Genomic DNA, 21,686 nt, shown 5'->3' with positions numbered 1-21,686 from the left:
TTTTTAGTTTGACTATTCAAGTAAGATATCCAAAAGTTATTACTCAAGAAGAAAATTCCAGTAAATCTGAATGGAATGATTTAGATAATGTTAAAATCGATGATTGGGATGAATTAGCTTCTACAGTAGTTGAATCAAATGAAGCTCCTCAGGTTATGTGTACAAGTCATTTTGATTTTAATATTCCTGATGATGCCAGAGTATCAGAAGTTATTGTAGAGCATGATTTTCATAAAGATTCTTCTGAAAATCCTATTAAAATGGATCCTCCTATGATTAAAGCAGTTATAGGAGACAGTGAATTTGAAAAAGAATCTTTTGTTCATGCAGATGTTTATCCTGCAGACAGGTCTGTAAAAATAATTGTTGATGACATAGAAGGTAAGGATATTAATAATAATTTCGCCATTAAAGTAGAATTTCCTAAAAACACCAGTGAAAATGACGGATTACTTTATTTTGATTATATTCGTGTCAAATTAGTTTTTGAGGTTAAAAGATATCTTATAACTTCCGGTGAAACTAACAATTATTTCCCAACAAAGGAAAAACCTATAAAAATAGCTGTAGGTGAAGAATTAAGATATTCTATTTACTTTAGAAATGTAAATGGTATTTCAAAAGAACCTCAGGAAGTTAAAATCAACATTCCTGAAGGTTTTGAACTTGTAAAATATTATTTCAAACCTAGGAAAGTTAATAAGTTATCTGAAAAAGATGTGGAGGTAGCTGAAGATATATTTGATGAAACAAATTATATTTGGACTCCTTCAGCACGTGGAAAAGGAATGTCTGGATTAAGATTAATTCTTAAAGCTACCTGTGAAGGATTTACTCATATAAATGCCTATACTAAAAATTATGGTGCAACTCCTAATTTTTATGTTGAAGTTCATCCTGAAGGATTTGAAAGTCCGGTCAATATGTTTGATGAAACTTCCGGAGTTTGGGCTTCTGAATTAGAAGATAATGAAGAATTTCAAAGATTAAATCAGGAAGTAGCTATTGATGTTGACAGTGTATCTATGGAATTTGATATGCCTCAAGAAAAAGTGGATAATCTAAAAGAGTATTGTATTAAATGGGTTAAAAGGGAACTTAAACCTAAAACAAATTTCAAAGCACTTAATGATTTATCATTTACTATTAACAAAGGTGAAAGGGTAGGAATTATAGGATTTAATGGTGCAGGTAAAAGTACTCTTTTAAAAGTATTGTCCGGTGTATTTAAACCGACTAAAGGTAAAATATACACTGCCGGAAAGATAGCTCCATTATTGGAACTTGGTGCAGGTTTTGACCATAATTACAGTGGAAGAGAAAACGTATTTTTAAATGGAGCAATATTAGGTTATTCCAAAGAGTTTCTATTAAGCAAATATGATGAAATTGTTGAGTTTTCAGAACTTGGTGACTTTATGGAAATTCCAATTAAGAATTATTCCTCAGGTATGGTTGCTAAACTCGGTTTTTCAGTAGCTACTGTTGTTGAACCTGATATATTAATTTTAGATGAAATTTTATCTGTTGGGGATGTAAAGTTCCAAAAGAAAAGTGGAGACAAACTTAAATCTATGATGGGGTCAGGAGTTACTGTTCTTTTAGTATCACATTCAACTGCCAAAATAAGGGAATTATGTACCAGAGCTATTTGGTTAGATAAAGGTAAGCTTATAATGGATGGTAATGTTGATTATGTCTGTGATGCATATATTGAAGCAGCTAAAAAAGCATCTGCAGATGAAATTAAAGATTTAGAGCTTGTATAAGTATGTATCTTAAACATAAAATTTATGGAAAACTCTTCAATTTATTTACAAAGTTTTCAATTAATGATAAGCAGATATCTTTTATTTTAGATTCTGCTGAATCATTTAAAGGAAATTTGGATTGTATTAAACAGGAATTTGAAAAAAGAGGAGATTTCCAGTTTAACTTTTTTTATAAAGACAAATTATCTTTTTTGGCTTTTAAAAAATTAGCCACTTCCAAATATGTATTTCTGAATGATAATTTTTTTCCATTAGCTTTTATGAACTTTAAAAAGGATACAAAGGTAATTCAGCTATGGCATGCTCCAGGAGCTTTTAAAAAATTTGGTGCATCAAGTGATGTTAAATCTAGAAATATTTTAGCTGAGATTAGTCAGAATATAGATTATTTGATTACCTCTTCAGAGGATATTGAAGATTATTATAGTGAAGCATTCCAAATAAATAAATCTAAAATTAAGTCTTTAGGTCTTCCAAGAGCAGATTATTACTTTAAAAATCATGACTTGGACAAATTAAGGTCAAATTTCAATTTCAAATACCCGATAGCTGAAAATAAAAAAATAGTTCTTTATGCACCTACATTTAGGGACAATCCTGAAGATAATAATGTTTTTAACTTTTTGGATTTGGAAAAATTCAATAAAGAGTTAGGTGAGGAGTATATTTTAGTTTTAAGGCTCCATCCTAAGATTAAAAAGTTTTTTAAAGATAAAATTGAAGTTAATCAGAAATATGTTGATTGCAGTGATTTTAAAAATGAACAGGAGCTGCTGTTAATTTCTGATATTTTAATAAGTGACTATTCATCAATAATGATTGAATTTGCCTTGTTGAATAAACCTATAATATTTTTCACTTATGATTATGATACATACATGTCTAAAGACAGGGGATTTTACTTTGATTTTAAAAAAAATGTTCCAGGTCCAGTTGTCTATACAACTGATGAGCTGATAGCTGAAGTTAAAAATAATGATTTTGATAAAAATAAAATTTCCGAGTTTAGAAAAACACAATTTAATTCAATTGATGGTGAAGCATCTAAAAGAGTAGTTGATTTCTTATTAAATGATGGTGGCAAAAATGGATAATATTAAAGTAAGTGTAATTGTTCCAGTGTATAATGATGAGGAATATATACAAACTTCCATATCTTCTATAATAAATCAGGAATTTAGTGAAACTTATGAAATAATCGTTGTAGATGACGGATCAACTGACAATAGTTTAGATATTGCACAGGAATTATTAAGTAAAGCTGATATTCCATATAAGCTGGTTCATCAAAGAAATTCCGGTGTAAGTGTAGCTAGAAATCATGGAATTGAAGTTTCAAGAGGAGATTATTTGGTATTTGTTGATAGTGATGACTACATCTTAACAAATCACCTGTCTGAATTGTATAATGGAAAAACAGATTTCACATTAACTCAAATGGCAAAAGAAGGTGTAAAATCAGCAGTCAATTCAATTAATTATCCGGAACTTCCGCTATCTGCTCATGATTTGATTAAAATGGAACTTCAGATGATGATTCCGGAATTTAGTTTTTGTCAGCTGATGTATAAAGCGGATTTGATTAAAGATAACAGTTTGAAATTTGACTCGAAAGCCGTTTATGGTGAAGATACTGAATTTGCCCTTAAAGCATTAAGCTATGGGAAAAGTGTAGCTATTGGTGAAGAAATAACTTACCTCTACATTCAAAGAAAAGATTCAGCTACAAGTAAGGCAGGTCTTAATAGATTTAATTTCATTGAAACCTTAGAAAAGCTTTCAGAATTTTATAAATCCCGTGGGCAGAATGAACTGGCAAATCTGGTAATTACAAGCAGGATTCCCAGAGCCATTTTTGGAAATATGAATTATTTTTTCTACCATAATTATGATTTTGATGAAGTAATTTCTAAAATGGAGGATTTGGATTTATTTTCAAAATTGTCCCGCTTCAAAGGAGATTCTAAATTTAAGTTTAAAATAAAGCTATTTTTATTAAATCCAAAATTATATTATAAAATGTGGAAAAAATTTAAAAATACTATCTGATTATTATGAAAGCTTCTGTAGTAACACCAAATTATAATGGGAAAAAATTTCTAAAAACATACTTCGATTCTTTAAACAGGAATAAAGATTCAGTCGGTGAAGTTATTTTAGTAGATAACGGATCAACTGATGGGAGTATTGAATTTATAAAAGATTACTCAAAAAATTTAGATTTCCCGGTTATTATGATTAGAAATGTTGAAAATTTAGGATTTGCAAAAGCAGTAAATCAGGGTATTTTAAAATCTAATTATGATTATATATTTTCTCTAAATAATGATACTGAAGTTGAAAAAGGAGCTGTTAAGTCATTAATGGATTTAATTTCTTCAGATGAGGATATTTTTTCAGTTGCTTCTAAAATGGTTAAATTTGACAATAAAACTTTGATAGATGATGCCGGAGATGAATACAATATTCTGGCATGGACTAAAAAAACAGGTGAAAATCAGCCTGCAGAAAATTATGATGAAATATATGAAATATTTTCCAGCTGTGCCGGAGCAGCTATGTATAATAAGGCTATTTTAAATAAAATAGGTCTTTTTGATGAAAATTTCTTTGCATATATGGAAGATGTTGATTTAAGCTACAGAGCGAAAATCAATGGCTATAAAAACCTGTTCTGTCCTGATTCTGTAGTTTATCATATTGGAAGTGCAACAAGCGGAAGCAGGTATAATAAATTTAAAGTTAAGCTGGCTGCAAGAAACAATGTGTGGACGGTTTATAAGAATTTTCCAGTCCCTCAAAAGATTTTAAATTTTATATTCCTCTTTTTAGGATTTTTAATTAAATATTTGTTCTTTGTTAAAAAAGGATTTGGCAAAACATATTTGGAAGGCCTTAAAGAAGGTTTAAAAACAAGAAATAAAATTGATAAAGTTAAATTTAACAGAAAAAATACCGGAAACTACTTTAAAATAGAATGGAAATTAATTGTTAACACTTTTAAATTTTTAAAAAAATAAAATTAGTTGAGAATTATGGATCTTTCAATTGTAATTGTAAATTATCAGACATTTGACCTGACAAGGAATACTATAAATTCCATATTAAAATATGAGTATCCTTTTAGCTATGAAATAATTGTAGTTGATAATGCATCAGCTGATGATAGTTTAAGTAATTTAAAAAATTATTTTAAAGATTCAGTTAAATTTATTTCTTCAAAAGAAAATAATGGGTTTGCAGCAGGTAATAATCAGGGTTTAAAGATAGCTAGTGGACAATACATTCTTTTATTAAATTCAGATACTATTGTTTGGGAAAATACATTGGAAAAAATTTATAGTTTCATGGAAAATAATCCTTTTGTGGGGGCATGTGGCTGCAGAGTTCTTTTAGCTGATGGAACTCTGGATAAGGCATGTAAAAGGTCTTTTCCAAATGTTAAAAATTCATTTTACAGATTATTTCACATTCCAACAAACAGCAAAGAGGATAATTATAATTTGGATAATCTGCCTGATGATGGAATTTATGAAATTGACTGCTTAACTGGAGCATTTATTTTTCTTCGTAAAAAATGTCTGGATTCCGTTGGATTACTGGATGAAACATTTTTCATGTATGGTGAAGACATTGATTTATGTTATAGGATTAAACAGGACAATTGGAAGATAGTTTACTTTGGCAAGGCTAAAATAACTCATTTTAAAGGAGCAAGCAGTAAAAAACAAAAATCTAAATTGCTATATGAATTTTATAGGGCAATGTATATTTATTATAAAAAACACCATGCAAACAACACTTCATTTTTTGTTAATCTGATTGTTTATTTGGGAATTGCTTGTTTATGCATTTTAAAATTGATTCTAAATTTCTTTAAAAAGAAAAATTAAATATTATAAGAAATTTAAAGATATACTTAAATCTATTTTTGTGATAAAATGATTAAGCAGAATCAGAGAGTATTAAATGTAGTTATGGTTTTAACGGATGCATTAGTTGTAACTATAGCTCTTTTCTGTGCATGGTGGTTACGTTTTAAAACCACTTTATTTGGTCCGATTGGAGGTCATTTAGGTTTACAAAGCTATGTTATTTTTTTAACATTTGCTGTAATACCAACATACTTAATATTGTACTTTTCTTTTGGTCTTTATAAACCCTACAGAACTCACAAAACAATTTTTTCAGAAGCAACTCAACTTATAAAAGTTAATATTGTTGCATTCTTTGTTTTAGTTGCTATTTTATTTATTGTTAACGAACCTAACTTTTCAAGAATCATGCTATTCCTTTTAGCTATTATAGCTACTGTTTTTGGAATAATTGAAAGATTTGTTATTAGGAGCTTCTTAAAAGAAATCAGATCTAATAACAAGAACTTAAAGCATATTCTTATTGTTGGGGATAATGATTTAGCTTATACTTTTGCACGTAGAATTAGAAATAATCCATATTTAGGTTTTGCTGTTAGCGGATTTTTAGGTAAAAGTAATCATGTAGGTTTGGAAATTGAAGGAAGCAAAATCATAGGCGCTTTTAAAGATTTAGATGAAGTTCTTGAGAAAAATAATTTTGATAGGGTTGTATTAGCTATTCCGTTAAAGTATTATTTTAAAATCAACGAGCTTGTGGAAAGCTGTGAAAAGGTAGGAATTAAAGCAGAGATTATTCCAGATTATATAAGGTATTTCCCGGCACAGCCATCAGTAGACATGATTGAAGATATTCCGATTATCAATATACGTTATGTTCCGTTAGATGATGCATTTAATAATTTTTTAAAATCCTTATCTGATTACATAATATCTGTTATAGCTATCATAATTACATCTCCAATTATGCTGATTACTGCAATAGCTATTAAACTGACTTCTAAAGGACCGATTATATTTAAACAGGAAAGAATCGGTTATCATGGAGAACCATTCATGATGTATAAGTTCAGAAGTATGAAAGTCCAAAATCCTAACGAAGAAAAATCAGAATGGACAACAAAGGATGACCCAAGAAAAACTAAAGTAGGTAATTTTATCAGAAAAACAAGCATTGATGAATTGCCTCAATTTTTTAATGTTTTAAAAGGAGATATGAGTGTTGTTGGTCCCAGACCTGAAAGGCCGTATTTTGTTGAAGAATTTAAAGAAAAAATTCCAAAATACATGGTTAAACATCAGGTTAAGCCAGGGTTAACTGGATGGGCTCAAATTCATGGATGCAGAGGTAATACTTCTATTAAAAAACGTATAGAATTTGATATTGAGTATGTAGAAAACTGGCATATGGGTTTGGACTTAGCTATAATGATTAAAACAGCTGTAAAGAGAAATCCTAATGCATATTAGATTTTACACATTTGCACTTCAGTGTAGTTTATTAAAATTTATATTCTATTTTTTTAATAATTATTTTAAAAATTACTTTTCAAATGCTGTCTCTAATAGTTTATATACATTTTAATTTAAAATAATAATTAACTTTCTAACGAGGGGTTTGGTATGGATAATGAAATTTTAGAATTATATGAACAAGTCAAAGATAAATTGACGATGGAAGAATTTCAAGCAAAAATAAATGATATTTCTAAAGAAAACGAAGATTTAGGTTTTGTGGATGATTATTATGCTGCTGAACAGGTGGTAAACAATATACTTGGAGCCAGTAAAGATGACCAAAAATCCAATGGTGAAATTTTGGATATTGGTGATTTGGAACCTGGATCCCAACCAGCTATTGTTGGAATGATTAACAGTATCTCAAATCCGAAATCTTTTAAAACCCGTAAAGGTAAATCTGGACAAGTCTGTAATATGGAATTAAAGGATAACACTGGTGAAATTAGAGTAGTGTTATGGACAGAAAATATTAAACTTCTTAAAAACTTTAAAGAAGGAAACATTGTTAAAATTACTGATGTTGATATAAAAGAGGGTTATAGGGGAGATAATGAAGCTAATTTAAGACCTAGATCAACTATAACTCATTTTAAAGAAGCAGATTTATCAAAATTCCCGACATACGAGGAGAATATAACTGATATTGAAGACCTTGTTCCCGATACAAAAGCAAATATTATTGCTAGAATTATAAGAATTCCAACTCCAAGAACTTATGAAAAAGATGGAAAAGAAGGAAAAGTCGCTTCTCTTGAGCTAAAAGATGCAACTGGTGAAATATCTTATACCTTGTGGAATAAAAATGTTGATTTGATTGAGGAATTAGGTTTGGATGCCGGAGATTCTGTAAAAATCTTAAGTGCACAGGTAAGAGAAAGAAACGGGGAATTGTCATTAACTCATTGGGACGGTAGGATAATCAAAGGAGATTTTGATGTTCCCGAATTCAGTCAGGAATTTATTAAAATTGGAAATATTACAGAGCAAAGTAATATAGCTATTAAGGGAGTTATTTCTAAATTGCAAGATGTCAGAACATTCACAAGAAAATCTGATGGCTCTGAAGGTAAATTAAGAAACTTTGATGTTACAGATGATACAGGTTCTATTAGAACTACCATATGGGGACATGATACAGATATTTTGTTAACTAAAGGAGACATTGTCAAGATTATAGGTGCTGATGCTCGTTTTGATGATTATACTGACAGTGGATATTCACTTAATACAAATTTCAACACTCAAATTTCAATAAATCCTGAAAACCTGTCTGATGAGGAATTGGATATCTTTAATGAAATCAAACAGAAAGTTTCTCAAATTAAAAGACTTAGTGAAGTTGAAGAATATGATGAAGACGGAATTGAAGTCGATGTTATAGGAAGAATGTTTGCTATTGGAGAAATAAACGAGTTTCAAAGAGATGATGGCAGTGTAGGATATGCACGTTCAGCTAAATTTTCTGACGGTGAAGGACGTGTTAATTTAACATTTTGGGATCAGAAAGCTAAACAGGAATACAAACCTGGCGGAGCATACAAAATTGAAAATGCAAAGGTTAGATTGGGAATGTATGAAGTCGAATTAAACATTGGAACTTCTGCACGCGTAATGGAATTGCCTGAAGACAGTGACCAAGCAAGATTCTTACCGTCATTTAAAACTATTGAAGCAATGATTTATACTCATAAATCAATATCTGATGTTGAAGAAGATGATGAAAATCTTATTGTTATGGGTAGAATAATTGATGCAAGCAATACTCGTGAATTTGATAGAGATGATGGAACTAAAGGATATGTTAAATCTTTAGAAATAGCTGATAATTCTGGTTCTATCAATGTTACTTTATGGAATGAATATGCTAAAAAAGATTGGAATGTTGGAGACGCTATTAAGTTCCAGGATCCTCAAATTTCATTTAGAAATGACAGTTTGGAAATTAATGTATCAAGATCCACTTCTATTCTTGAACCTGATGAATCAGAGATTAATGATTTGCCAACTTATGATGAATTAAAAGAATCAATTTATGTTCCTAAAACCATTGAGGCTTTAGAAGATGATGACAGAAACGTTCGTATAACTGGTACTCTTAAAGAAGTATTTGGCAATAAAATATTAATTACAAAATGTCCTAACTGTGGAAATACTGTAAATCAGTCATCAGAGGATTTTGTCTGTGAATTCTGCGGAGAAGCTGTAGATGAACCTAAATATCTTTTAATGATTCCGGCAAGACTTGAAGATGACACTGGCGAAATTTCAATTACTTTCTTTGATAACCTGGCTGAAGAACTTCTTGACATGAAAAAAGAAGAAATAATTAATCTTACTGATGATGGTTCCGATTTAGGACCTATGGAAGGTAGAATAGATGATTTAAACGGTTTAACTGTTGAAGTTATTACTAATGTTAGTTTTGATGATTATAATGAAGAAATTAGGCTTAATCCTAAAAGAATTTTATCTAAATATTACTAAAATAAAACAAATTAATGAGGCATGATTATTATGGTGGAATTAGAAGATTTACCAAGTGTTGGTGAAAAAACAGCAGAAAAATTAAGAGATGCAGGTTTTGCAGATATGATGAGATTAGCTACTGCAACCCCTAAAGAATTATCTGTTAAAGCAGAAATTGGTGAAGGTGTAGCTGAGAAGGTTATTGAAGCAGCTCGTAAATCTGAAAAAATAGACTTTGAAACAGCGTATGATGTTCTTGAAAGAAGAAGGGATGTAGGTCACATTTCTGTTGGAAGTGAAGGCTTCAATGATTTGATTGGTGGCGGAATTGAAACTCAATCAATTACTGAAGTATTTGGTGAGTTTGGTTCTGGTAAAAGTCAAATTTCTCATGAACTGGCTGTTACTGTACAATTGCCTCCTGAAAAAGGTGGACTTGATGGTGAATGTGTATTTATTGATACTGAAAACACTTTCCGTCCAGAAAGGATTGAACAAATAGCTAATGGTTTTGAATTGGATATTGAAGAAGTTTTACAAAAGATTCATGTAGCTCGTGCATTTAATTCTTCTCACCAGATCTTAATGGCTGAAAAAATTAATGAACTTATTCAACAAGGTAATAATATTAAATTAGTTATTGTTGATTCTTTAATGGCTCATTTCAGAGCAGAATATGTTGGAAGGGAATCTTTAGCTGTAAGACAACAAAAACTAAATCAGCATTTACATGCACTTCAACAAATAGCTAATACTTATAATGTAGCTGTTTTCATAACAAACCAAGTTCAAGCTAAACCTGATTCCTTCTTTGGAAGCCCTACTAAAGCTATTGGTGGACATGTTTTAGGACATGCATCTACTTATAGAATCTGGCTTAAAAAAGGTTTAGCAGGTAAAAGAATTGCTCGTTTAGTAGACAGTCCTCATTTGCCTGAAGGTGAATGTGTATTTAAAATTAAAACAGAAGGTATTGTTGATTAATTATACCTTTCAACCCCTCTTTTTTTACAGTTAAATATTAGTCACTATAACCTGTATAGGTTTCATAATCTACGTCATCATTTGATTCATAATCATCGCTGAATTCAGCAAAGCTAATTCCAGTTCCGCAATAAGGACACAGGTTATATTCTTCAGGAACTTCTTCTCCACATTTTGGACATATTCTCAACATTTCGCAATCCTCCTTTTGAATTTACATAACTATTTTTTGTTTTAGTTATAAGAAATATTTATAAATATCATAATTCAATAATTATACTTCGAGGTATTAATATGAATGCAATTGAAATTACAATTATATCTATTGTTTTAATGATTGGTTTAGGTTATTTTCTTAAAAGAATAGATTTTTTAAGTGAAAAGGATATTGATCCCTTAAATAAGATTGTAATGTATATCCTTATGCCTTGTATGATTTTTTCTGCACTTTATTCTGCAGATATGAGTCTGTTACCTACTTTAGGAATTTTACCATTTGTTATTTTAACAGCATCAATTGGTTCAGGAGTTATAGCTTATATTATTCTTAAAAGACTTCATTATGATGATAAAAAAATTTGGAGCGTTTTAGTAACTGTAATGATAGCTAATACAGCTTTCATGGGATATCCTGTCAATTTAGGTGTTTATGGTCATCCGGGATTTTTAAGAGCTATATTTTGTGATTTAGCTACAACATGTATGTTCTTATTATTGTCATTTGTCCTTGTTCTTAAGTTTGGAGGAACTGTTAAAAGGGCATTTAGGGAAATTTTACTGTTCCCGCCGTTATGGGCTGTTGTTTTAGGTATTTCATTTAATTTATTAAATATTCCTATTGGTCCGGTTTTAGATAAAACAGTTAATTATCTTGCTGATGGTGCTATTCCTTTAATTATGATTTCACTTGGTTTATCAATTGAGCTTGGTGGCCTTGCTAGAAGTAAAGCAATGGTTATTTTTACTTCAATTATTAAATTAGGTGTATTTCCGTTAATTGCTTTGATTGTTGTATCATTATTAGGACTTACTGGTTTACAACATGATGTAGGAATTATTGAGGCAGCTATGCCTTCTGGTATGTTGTCTTTATTACTGGCTATTACTTATAAATTAGATTATGAATTAACTTCAGATTGTATTTTAATAAATACGGTTATTTCATTAATAACATTACCAATCATAATGACATTTTTGTAAATGTTGATTTTTGAACAGTTTTTTTCTGTTCTATTCTTTTATTTTTTTCAATGATTGGTACTGAATATTTTCTTAAAGGAATTGATTTTTTAAGTAAATGGGGTATCGATATTTTAAGTTTATATTCTTTTGTTAGCTAGGATTAACCTGCAGCTGATATTTTAGTAAATGCTATTGATTTCATTAGTGGCTCTGCATATGTTGATATTGCTGTTATGAGCCCCAAAATTTCAAAATTTAACTTCGCCTAAATTTATTATTTTTCTTAAAGAATAATTTTTATTATTTTTTAGCTTTTAGAAACCTATTTTTAACAGCTTTTTAGCTTAACCAATGGGTTTAAAGTTTTTATTTTTTTATTATATATAAACTTTACTCACTAATTTCTATAGAAATCTTTATTAATGTGGGTTTACTACATATTTAATATCTAATTAATTTCTAAAAATTATAATAATTTTTTTTTGCATTAAATTTTTATTAATATAATTAGATTATTTTCACGACTTGTACAAGGTGAATTAAATATGGCAGAAGAAAAAAGAGATAATAATGAAGAATTAAGGATTGGTGTTTACGTCTGTCACTGTGGTGTAAACGTTGGTGGAGTTGTAGACTGTCCGGATGTCGCAGAATACGCAGGTAATTTGCCTGATGTTGTAGTTGCAAAAGACTACAAATACATGTGTTCTGACCCAGGTCAATTAATGATCCAAGAAGATATTAAAGAACACAACCTTAACAGGGTTGTTGTAGCTGCATGTTCTCCTCGTCTTCACGAACCTACTTTCCGTAGATGTGTAGAAGAAGCTGGTTTAAACAAATTCTTATTTGAATTCGCAAACTTAAGGGAACAAGACTCTTGGGTACACATGGCTGAACCTGAAGCAGCAACTGAAAAAGCTAAAGACTTAACTCGTATGGCTGTTGCTAAAGCAAGATTACTCGAACCATTAGAAGCTACTAAAGTAGCAGTAGATAACAAAGCATTAGTTATCGGTGGTGGAGTATGTGGTATTCAAACTGCTTTAGATTTAGGTGACATGGGCTTTAAAACTTACATGGTCGAAAGACACCCTACTATTGGAGGTAGGATGGGACAATTAGATAAAACTTTCCCAACTCTTGACTGTTCAATGTGTATTTTAGCACCAAAAATGGTAGACGTTTCCAAACATGAAAACATCGAATTAATTACCTATGCAGAAGTTAAACAAGTGGACGGATACATTGGTAACTTCCATGTAACTGTAGGTAAAAAAGCAAGATACGTAATCGAAGAAGATTGTACCGGATGTGGATCTTGTGTAGAAGCTTGTCCAATTGAAATACCTAACTACTACGATGAAGGTGTAGGTATGGTAAAAGCTGCTTACATTCCATTCCCTCAAGCTGTACCATTATGTGCAACAATTGATAAAGATTACTGTATTGAATGTATGTTATGTGACCAAGCTTGTGAACGTGGAGCTATTGACCACAATCAACAACCATCTGAAATTAAATTAGATGTTGGTACTATTATCGCAGCTACTGGTTACGATCCATTTGACCCATCAGGTATTTACCAATATGGATACGGACGTTTCTCCAATGTAATTACTGGTATGGAAATTGAAAGGATGATTAACGCATCTGGTCCTACTGGTGGACACGTTGTAAAACCATCTGATGGTAAAGAACCTGAACGTGTTGCATTCATCCACTGTGTCGGTTCTAGGGATGAACAAATCGGTAAACCATATTGTTCCAGAGTATGTTGTATGTACTCCATGAAAAACGCTCAATTATGTATTGACCACGAACCAGATACCGAAGTAACCTGTTACTACATGGATATTCGTGCATTTGGTAAAGGATACGAAGAGTTCTACAAAACCTCTCAAGAAAAATATGGTATTGAATTTATCAGAGGTAAACCTGCTCAAATCTTCGAAAACGATGATTTAACTTTAACTATCAGAGCAGAAGATACTTTACTTGGTAAAGTAACTGAATACACTTACGACTTAGTTGTTTTAAGTGTTGGTCTTGAACATCCTGAAGGTTCAGAAGAACTCAGACAAACTTTAGGTGTTTCCAAATCTTCCGACGGATTCTATATGGAAGCTCACCCTAAACTCAGGCCTGTTGACACCTTAACTGATGGTGTTTACATTGCTGGTGTAGCACAAGGTCCTAAAGATATTCCTGACTCTGTAGCACAAGGTTCAGCTGCAGCATCCAGGGCAGCTATCCCAATGGCTAAAGGTCAAGTAGAAATCGAACCTATTATTGCACGTACTGACGATGTAGTTTGTGGTGCTTGTGAAGTTTGTGTTGAATTATGTCCATATGGTGCTATTTCCATTGTTGGAGATGACAATGCTGCTCACGCAGAAATTAACGCTGCATTATGTAAAGGATGCGGTACCTGTGTAGGTGCATGTCCATCTGGAGCTATGGATCAACAACACTTCAAAACCGATCAAATTATGGCACAAATCAGTGCTGCTCTTGAAGACGTAGGTAAATAGATGCGGAGATTTTTATCTCCAATTCTTTTTTTTTAAAATTTTAAACTATTTTTAACACTTAATAACTTATTTTACTTCCTTAATTAGATGTTGGTAAGTGGATTATTGACATTTGAATTATATTATAATTACTGCAAAAATATTATATTATAAGATAAACATAATGTATTTGTGTATCGTTAATTTTTAATACTAATTGGATACTTAGGTGTAGTAAATGACTGATTATCAAAACGAAGTTTTAGAATTTGAAAGAATCATGAAAGAACACACTAATTATATGAGAAACAGTATAAATCTCATTGCTAGTGAAAATATTACAAGTTCAGATGTAACTGAGGCTGTAGCTTCTGATTTAGCTCATAGATATGCAGAAGGACAATCTCATGAAAGATTATATGAAGGATGTCAGTATATTGATGAAATAGAAGATCGTGTTATTGACTTATCTAAAAAATTATTCAATGTTGACTATGCAAATGTTCAGCCTATTTCTGGAGTAACAGCTAATTTAGCAGCATTTTTCGGTTATTCTAATTATGGTGACAAATTAATGGCATTAGATGTTCCTTATGGAGGACACATTAGCCATGCTAAAGTTAGTGCAGCAGGAATTGCTGGTTTAAAAACTATAAGTCAGCCTTTTGACAAAGAAGTTATGAACATTGACATTGATGCAATGAATAAAAAAATCCTCGAAGAAAAACCAAAAATAGTTCTTTTCGGAGGAAGTTTATTCTTATTCCCTCATCCTGTAAAAGAAGCTCGTGAAGCAGCTGATGAAGTTGGAGCAAAAATCATGTATGATGCAGCGCATGTTTTGGGACTTATTGCTGGTGGTCAATTCCAACAACCAATAGCGGAAGGAGCAGATTTAATGATGGGAAGTACTCACAAATCATTCCCTGGTCCACAAGGAGGAATTATTCTTTCTCATAAAGAAAACAAGGAAGTTATTGACAATGCAGTATTTCCGGGTGTTGTAAGTAATCACCATCTCCACCATTTAGCTGGTTTAGGAATTGCTTCTGCAGAAATGTTGGAATTTGGACAAGACTATGCTAAACAGATTGTTAAAAATTCCAAAGCATTAGCTCAAAGCTTATATGAGCGTGGATTTGATGTATTATGTGAAGAATTAGGATTTACAGAATCTCACCAATTAGCTATTAATGTTTCAAATATTAGAAGTGCTAGTGATATTGCACGTGATTTAGCTAATAATGATGTTATTTTAAACAAAAACCTTCTTCCTGGCGATGATGTAAATGATAGTGATAATCCTTCCGGTTTAAGAATAGGAACTCAGGAAATCACCAGAAGAGGATTAAAAGAAAAAGAAATGGATGAAGTAGCTGAATTCATTAAAAGAGTTGCTGTTGATAAAGAAAACATTAAAGACGAAGTACGTGAATTCATGGATCAGTACACTACTGTTCACTATTCATTCTCACAAAACGAAGGTTACAGGTTCCATAAACTTTAGATAATATGAGAATAGGATTTGCATTTACTGGAGCTGGTCATTTACTTAATGAGTCTGTTCAGGTAGCTGAAAAACTAGCTAAGGATCATGAATTAACTATATTTTTATCTGGTGCTGGTGAAGATGTTTTAAAAATGTATGGTCTTTATGAAAGAGTAGTTAGTTTAACTGGCGGAAAATATAGGGAATTAGCTACTGACAGGACTCAAAAATTTAGCTATCCAATTACTGGAAGACTTTCACTTGGTAAATATGATTTGCTGATTGTGACTCCAGCTACTGCCAATACAGTTGCAAAGATTGTTCATGGTATTTCAGATACTTTGGTTACAAATGCTGTGGCTCAGGCTGGTAAAGGAGCTGTTAAAACACTTATAGTTCCAGTAGATATTCATCCAGGTCCTATTGATACAGTTTTACCTTCAAAAATGGAAGTTTCTAAATGTGAGGCTTGCAGTGAGTGTGTTGCATCTTTGACATGTGAACAGAAAGCAATTATTCCTCACAAAGAAATTGACTTGTTAAAATGTATTGGATGTGGTCTTTGTAAAGACATATGTCCAAATGGAGCAATATCTGAAGGTAAAATCATAACAATGTATATGAGGAATATTGATATTGAAAATACTAAAAAATTAACTGGTATTGGAGATATTGAAATATTTGAAAATCCTAATGAGTTACTGGACTTTTTAAAAGATTATTAGATGAATTCTATTTCATCTCCTTTTTTTAATTTATTTTTCATTTTATTTTCTTCAAACTCAATTATGTAATCTGCTTTTTTTGAAGGGGTATATTTTTCCCAGGGTTTCAGAGTTTGAATATCAAAAATCTTTAAATTTTCATCTAAAAAGTACACATCTATGTTAAATTTCATAAATGATGTGTGAATTCCTGAATTAAATCTGCTTTTAGCTTTTATAATAAAAACCAGTCCGTAATCAATATTTTTTTTAAACATCAATCCTTTAAGCCGTTTAAAATATGTGTCTGCAAATTTAATTTTCATATTGATGTTTTGTTTAGTTGTTTTGTTGTAAATTCCTTTTTTCATTAGCTTAGCTTTTGTTTTTATTGTTTTTAAGTTTTTAGAATCTGATTAGGGAATATTGCTTTTGTTTTAAGAAATTTAGTTTGAAAGTTAAAATCCCATACATTTATTTATTAATTAAACTAAAAAAATATAATATAAATAACTGATATGTGTTGATAAAATGAGAAACATAATTGTAAAAGAATTAAATCAAACTTATATTGAAGATATCGATATTGAAATCGTTGAAAGAAAAGGTATAGGTCACCCAGACAGTATTAGTGACGGTATCGGTGAAACTGTAAGTGAAGCTTTATGTAAAATGTACATGGATGAATTAGGAGGAGTTCTTCACCATAACACTGACGAAGTTCAAATTACTGCAGGGGAATCCAATCCTGTATTCGGCGGAGGTAAAATCTTAAAACCTATTGATATCTTATTGACTGGTAGGGGAGTTTCAGAATATGATGGAGTTAAATTCCCTCTTGACAGAGTAGCTATTGAAGCAGCTAAAAACTTTTTAGATGAAACTATCATTAATTTAGATGTTGAATTGGATACTGTTGTTGAATGTAAAATTGGACACGGATCCGGAGATTTGGTAGATGTATTTAAAAGGGAAGGTGCACCTTCTTCAAATGATACCTCTTTTGGTGTAGGTTATGCTCCATTTTCAGAAACTGAAAATTTAGTTAAAGCTACTGAAGAATTATTAAACTCCAAAGCTTTCAAAGCTAAACATCCTGCTGTCGGTGAAGATATCAAAGTTATGGGTTTAAGAGAAGGAGAAAAAATTACCTTAACTATTGGATGTGCAATGGTTTCAAAATTTGTTGCAAACAGGGAAGAATACATTGCTGTTCGTGAAGAATTAAAAGATATTGTATCTGATCTTGCAACCAAATACACCAACAGGGAAGTTGAAGTATTTGTTAACACTGCAGACAATGATGATGCAACTGATGAATCAGGTTATTATTTAACTGTAACAGGTACTTCTGCTGAAATGGGTGATGACGGTTCTGTAGGTAGAGGAAATAGGGCTAACGGTTTAATCACTCCATGCAGACCAATGTCAATGGAAGCTAGTTCCGGTAAAAATCCTATTAACCACGTAGGTAAAATTTACAACATATTATCTAATGAAATAGCTAATGACGTTGTTGAAAATGTTGAAGGAATCAAACAGATGAATGTTATGATTTTAAGCCAAATTGGTAAACCTATTGACCAGCCGAAAGCAGCTTCTACTCAACTTATTTTAGAAGATGGCGTCAAACTTGAAGATGTTGATAAAAAAGTAGAACAAATTGTTGACAGGTGGCTTGAAGATATATCAATCATTACAGAAAATGTTGTTCAAGGAAAAACAAGAACCTTTTAGATTATAGGTATAATTTAATTATAGTTTGATAACTATATATTAAATTTCCTTTCTCGTTTTTTCAACTAAATTAAATTTCTATTCTTTAGAGATTTTTATTTTTTTTTAAATTATTCAACACAACATATCAATTAATTTCTTATTTAATATAGGGAGAATTATCATGCCAATAAAAGAGGCAGACAAATCATATGATCATAAAAAAATAGAAAAAAAGATTCAAAACTTCTGGGTAGAAGAAGATACTTTTTCTAAAGTAAATAAACTTAGAGCTAATGGTCCTCAATATTCCTTTTTAGATGGACCTCCATATTGTAGTGGTAAAATACATTTAGGAACTGCTTGGAATAAAGTTATTAAAGATTCTTACTTACGTTATAAAAGTATGAATGGATTTAGCTTAAGAAGACAGGCAGGATGGGATATGCATGGTCTTCCAATTGAACACAAAGTGGAAGAATTGATGGGTATTAAAAGCAAACAGGAAATTGAAGAAAACATTGGAATAGCTAAATTTGTTGATAAATGTAAGGAATTTGCAATAGACAATAAATTAGCTATGGAAAAAGAATTCGATGATTTGGGAGTTTGGATGGATTGGGAAGACCCATACATGACTTTAGATCCCAAATATATGGAATCTGCATGGTGGACATTAAAAAGAGCTAATGAACAGAATTTACTTGTAAATGATAAAAGAGTAATTAGCTGGTGTCCTCATTGTGAAACAGCATTGGCCGCAGCAGAAATTGATTATGAAGAAAAAGTTGACCCTTCAATTTTTGTTAAATTTCCACTTAAAACTCCATTGCTGGAAGACAGCGATTTGCCGGAATATTTCTTGGTATGGACAACAACTCCATGGACACTTCCTGCAAACCTTGCTATCTGTGTAAATCCTGAATTTGATTATGCATTTGTTAAAATTGATGGAGAAATTTTACTTCTTGCTCAAAACCTGGTAGAAACAGTTTTAGGTCCTGCTACCATTGTACATAAAACTAAAATACCTGCTGAAAATGAAGATGAAGAAGATAAAATCATAAAAGAAACTGAAGTTGTCTATGAGATAATTAAAGTTGTCAAAGGTGAAAGTTTACTTCATAAATCATACATTTATCCATTGGAAAAAGAAGTTTCAATACATGATGAATTTGATAAAAATGAAAATGTTCACACTATTTTGCCTGGAGATCATGTAGAACTTGGTGAAGGTACAGGATTCGTACATACAGCACCGGGACATGGTCCTGACGATTTTGAAGTAGGTAAAGCTTATGATTTGCCGATTTTCTGTCCTGTTGATGAAAGCGGTAATTTCACTGATGATGCTGGCAAATATGCCGGTGAATTCTGTAAAGCTGCTAATGATGAAATCATGGCTGATTTGCAGGACAGCGGTTTAATGTATAGAAACGAAACAATAGAACACAGGTATGGTGTATGTTGGAGATGTAAAACTCCTATCATATATTTAGCTACTAAACAATGGTTTTTAAAAGTAACAGACATTAAACAAAAAATGCTTGATGAAATTGACAAAGTGGAATGGGTGCCACAATGGGCAGGTCAGGGAAGATTCAGAGATTGGGTAGATAATGCTAAAGACTGGACAATTTCAAGACAAAGATACTGGGGTATTCCAATTCCTATTTGGGAATGTCCTGATTGCGGTGAATTAAAAGTAATAGGTTCTGTAGAGGAATTAAAAAACGAAGCTTTAAATGATATCTCTGTTGATGATGATGAGCTTGTTCACAGACCATATGTTGATGAAATCGTAATGAAATGTGATAAATGCGGTTCTGAAGTAAAAAGAATTCCTGATGTTTTAGATGTTTGGATTGACTCAGGAGTAGCTGGATGGGCTTCATTATATTATCCTCAGCAGCAAGATAAATTTAATCAGTGGTTCCCATATGACTTCATTACAGAAGGCCATGACCAAACTAGAGGATGGTTCTACTCACAGTTAGGTGCTGGTGTAATCTCCATGGGACAGGTACCATATAAGAAAGTACTGATGCACGGTTTTGTTTTAGATGAACACGGTAAGAAAATGAGTAAATCATTAGGTAATGTAGTTTCTCCTGAAGAAGTTATTGAGAAATATGGTGCTGATGTATTAAGATTCTATTTATTATGGGCAAGCAAGCCATGGGATGATTTAAAATTCGTATGGGATGAATTGCTTAATGTAAATAAGATGTTTAATATTTTATGGAATGTATATGTATTTTCAACTACTTATATGTCTTTAGATGAATTCAATCCAACTAAAATAACTGAAAAAGATATCATTTTAAGAGATGAGGACAATTGGATTATATCCAGAGCCAATACTTTAATAAAAGAAGTTGGTCAGGACTTGGAAGAGTTATCATTCCATAAGGCTACAAGAAAAATCAATAACTTTATACTTGAAGATTTAAGCCGCTGGTATGTAAGACTTATTCGTGGAAGAACATGGGTAGAAAGTGATGATCCGGATAAACTTGGAGCTTATTACAGTCTATACACAGCTATTTACAAACTGATTTCAGTTTTATGTCCGATAGCTCCTCATGTTTGTGAAGAAATCTATGAAAACTTAGTTAAAGGAGTTGATGAAAACGCTCCTGAAAGTATTCACATGCTTGACTGGGGATATGATGAATCTAAAATCAATTCTGATTTAGAGCAAAAAATGGATGTAGTAAGAGAAGTAATTGAAGCATCTGCAAGAGCAAGGGATATAGCCAGATACAAACTTAGATGGCCTGTATCTGATATTACTATTGTGTCTCAGGATGAAGATGTTCTTAAAGCTATTGAAGAGTTACAGGATATTATTAAAGACCAATCAAATACGAAAGAAGTGTTAACTGCTGCAGAATTTGAAAACTTGTCATTTAATGCAAAACCTAATCTTAAAACTTTGGGTCCTAGACTTAAAGGAGATATGGGTATTGTTAAAAAATATCTTGAAGAAGCTGACGGTAATCTAATTAAAAGCGAATTGGATGATACAGGTAAATTCACTGTTGAAGCAGATGGGAAATCATTTGAATTAGATAGTAATGATATACTATTTGATACAGAGCTCCCTGATGATTTTGTAAGTTCTGAATTTGAATTTGGTAATGTATTTGTAAATACTAATGTAACTACTGAAATTAAACAAGAAGCAATGGCTCGTGAACTTATTAGAAGAGTTCAGGACATGAGGAAAGATTTAGATTTAGATGTGGAAGCTAGTATTGATGCTGTTGTAAGTACTTCTAGCGAATTTAAAGAATTAATACTTCCACAATCTGAATTTATTGTTAATGAAATCAGGGCACGCAGCTTAATTAGCTCTGATGGAAAAGAATGTTTAGATGGCGAAGATATTTATACTAAAAATTGGGATATTGAAGGCGAGGAAGTCTGTATTTCTATAAGATTAGTGCAATAGGTGTTTA

General features: G+C 31.4%; 16 protein-coding genes. 14 read left to right on the top strand and 2 right to left on the bottom strand.

All coding sequences use genetic code 11. The annotated features are described in order from the left end of the window. Nucleotides 1–8 precede the first annotated feature (8 nt). The 8 genes from K4897_RS04700 (at nucleotide 9) to radA (ending at nucleotide 10,618) form a co-directional block, all read left to right on the top strand. A complete protein-coding gene (locus K4897_RS04700; protein WP_019265211.1) occupies nucleotides 9–1,769 on the top strand; it encodes an ABC transporter ATP-binding protein in 1,761 nt (586 codons plus the stop codon). A gap of 2 nt (nucleotides 1,770–1,771) precedes the next feature. Then, on the top strand, nucleotides 1,772–2,866 hold the full coding sequence (locus K4897_RS04695; protein ID WP_019265212.1) for a CDP-glycerol--glycerophosphate glycerophosphotransferase: 1,095 nt from the start codon (nucleotides 1,772–1,774) through the stop codon (nucleotides 2,864–2,866). Further along, nucleotides 2,859–3,821, top strand: coding sequence for a glycosyltransferase family A protein (locus tag K4897_RS04690; protein ID WP_250415637.1), 963 nt, complete (start codon nucleotides 2,859–2,861; stop codon nucleotides 3,819–3,821). Before K4897_RS04695 ends, K4897_RS04690 begins: the two co-directional genes overlap by 8 nt. A gap of 5 nt (nucleotides 3,822–3,826) precedes the next feature. Further along, entirely contained in the window at nucleotides 3,827–4,792 is a 966-nt protein-coding gene (locus K4897_RS04685) for a glycosyltransferase family 2 protein (protein ID WP_250415636.1), read from the top strand. 15 nt (nucleotides 4,793–4,807) lie between these two features. Then, the gene (locus K4897_RS04680; protein WP_250415635.1) at nucleotides 4,808–5,665 is read left to right on the top strand and encodes a glycosyltransferase family 2 protein; all 858 of its coding nucleotides are present in this window, start codon (nucleotides 4,808–4,810) and stop codon (nucleotides 5,663–5,665) included. 48 nt (nucleotides 5,666–5,713) lie between these two features. Continuing rightward, on the top strand, nucleotides 5,714–7,117 hold the full coding sequence (locus K4897_RS04675; protein WP_019265216.1) for an undecaprenyl-phosphate glucose phosphotransferase: 1,404 nt from the start codon (nucleotides 5,714–5,716) through the stop codon (nucleotides 7,115–7,117). 153 nt (nucleotides 7,118–7,270) lie between these two features. After that, nucleotides 7,271–9,652, top strand: coding sequence for an OB-fold nucleic acid binding domain-containing protein (locus K4897_RS04670; RefSeq protein ID WP_250416940.1), 2,382 nt, complete (start codon nucleotides 7,271–7,273; stop codon nucleotides 9,650–9,652). Nucleotides 9,653–9,682: 30 nt separating this feature from the next. After that, nucleotides 9,683–10,618: a DNA repair and recombination protein RadA gene (radA, locus tag K4897_RS04665; RefSeq protein ID WP_019265218.1), complete on the top strand. Its 936-nt coding sequence runs from the start codon at nucleotides 9,683–9,685 to the stop codon at nucleotides 10,616–10,618. 37 nt (nucleotides 10,619–10,655) lie between these two features. Here the strand turns inward: radA and K4897_RS04660 are convergent, their stop codons facing one another. Beyond that, complete coding sequence (locus tag K4897_RS04660) at nucleotides 10,656–10,811, bottom strand: zinc-ribbon domain-containing protein (RefSeq protein ID WP_019265219.1); 156 nt, start codon at nucleotides 10,809–10,811, stop codon at nucleotides 10,656–10,658. Between the two features lie 101 nt (nucleotides 10,812–10,912). Here K4897_RS04660 and K4897_RS04655 point away from each other — a divergent pair, with 101 nt between their 5' ends. The 4 genes from K4897_RS04655 to K4897_RS04640 all read left to right on the top strand — a co-directional run bounded on the left by K4897_RS04655 (nucleotide 10,913) and on the right by K4897_RS04640 (nucleotide 16,527). Further along, entirely contained in the window at nucleotides 10,913–11,818 is a 906-nt protein-coding gene (locus K4897_RS04655; protein WP_019265220.1) for an AEC family transporter, read from the top strand. Between the two features lie 527 nt (nucleotides 11,819–12,345). Next, a complete protein-coding gene (locus K4897_RS04650) occupies nucleotides 12,346–14,334 on the top strand; it encodes a CoB--CoM heterodisulfide reductase iron-sulfur subunit A family protein (protein ID WP_019265221.1) in 1,989 nt (662 codons plus the stop codon). 217 nt (nucleotides 14,335–14,551) lie between these two features. Next, the gene (gene glyA, locus K4897_RS04645; protein WP_019265222.1) at nucleotides 14,552–15,820 is read left to right on the top strand and encodes a serine hydroxymethyltransferase; all 1,269 of its coding nucleotides are present in this window, start codon (nucleotides 14,552–14,554) and stop codon (nucleotides 15,818–15,820) included. A 5-nt stretch (nucleotides 15,821–15,825) separates the two neighbouring features. After that, complete coding sequence (locus K4897_RS04640; RefSeq protein ID WP_019268114.1) at nucleotides 15,826–16,527, top strand: dihydromethanopterin reductase (acceptor); 702 nt, start codon at nucleotides 15,826–15,828, stop codon at nucleotides 16,525–16,527. Here K4897_RS04640 and K4897_RS04635 read toward each other — a convergent pair. Beyond that, nucleotides 16,524–16,877 carry a DUF192 domain-containing protein gene (locus K4897_RS04635; RefSeq protein ID WP_019265224.1) on the bottom strand — a complete coding sequence of 118 codons (354 nt, stop codon included), beginning with the start codon at nucleotides 16,875–16,877 and terminating at the stop codon, nucleotides 16,524–16,526. The genes K4897_RS04640 and K4897_RS04635 overlap by 4 nt on opposite strands. A gap of 160 nt (nucleotides 16,878–17,037) precedes the next feature. On the opposite strand from K4897_RS04635, the gene K4897_RS04630 reads away from it, so the two are divergent. Together K4897_RS04630 and ileS are read left to right on the top strand one after the other, a co-directional pair. Next, a complete protein-coding gene (locus K4897_RS04630) occupies nucleotides 17,038–18,243 on the top strand; it encodes a methionine adenosyltransferase (RefSeq protein ID WP_094516340.1) in 1,206 nt (401 codons plus the stop codon). Nucleotides 18,244–18,406: 163 nt separating this feature from the next. Further along, a complete protein-coding gene (gene ileS / locus K4897_RS04625) occupies nucleotides 18,407–21,679 on the top strand; it encodes an isoleucine--tRNA ligase (RefSeq protein ID WP_250416938.1) in 3,273 nt (1,090 codons plus the stop codon). The last annotated feature ends 7 nt before the right edge of the window (nucleotides 21,680–21,686 follow it).

The organism is Methanobrevibacter sp. TLL-48-HuF1, assembly GCF_023617305.1.
Classification (GTDB): domain Archaea; phylum Methanobacteriota; class Methanobacteria; order Methanobacteriales; family Methanobacteriaceae; genus Methanocatella; species Methanocatella intestini.
The sequence above is the reverse complement of the archived record's forward strand: the minus strand, read 5'-3'. Positions and strand labels throughout refer to the sequence as shown.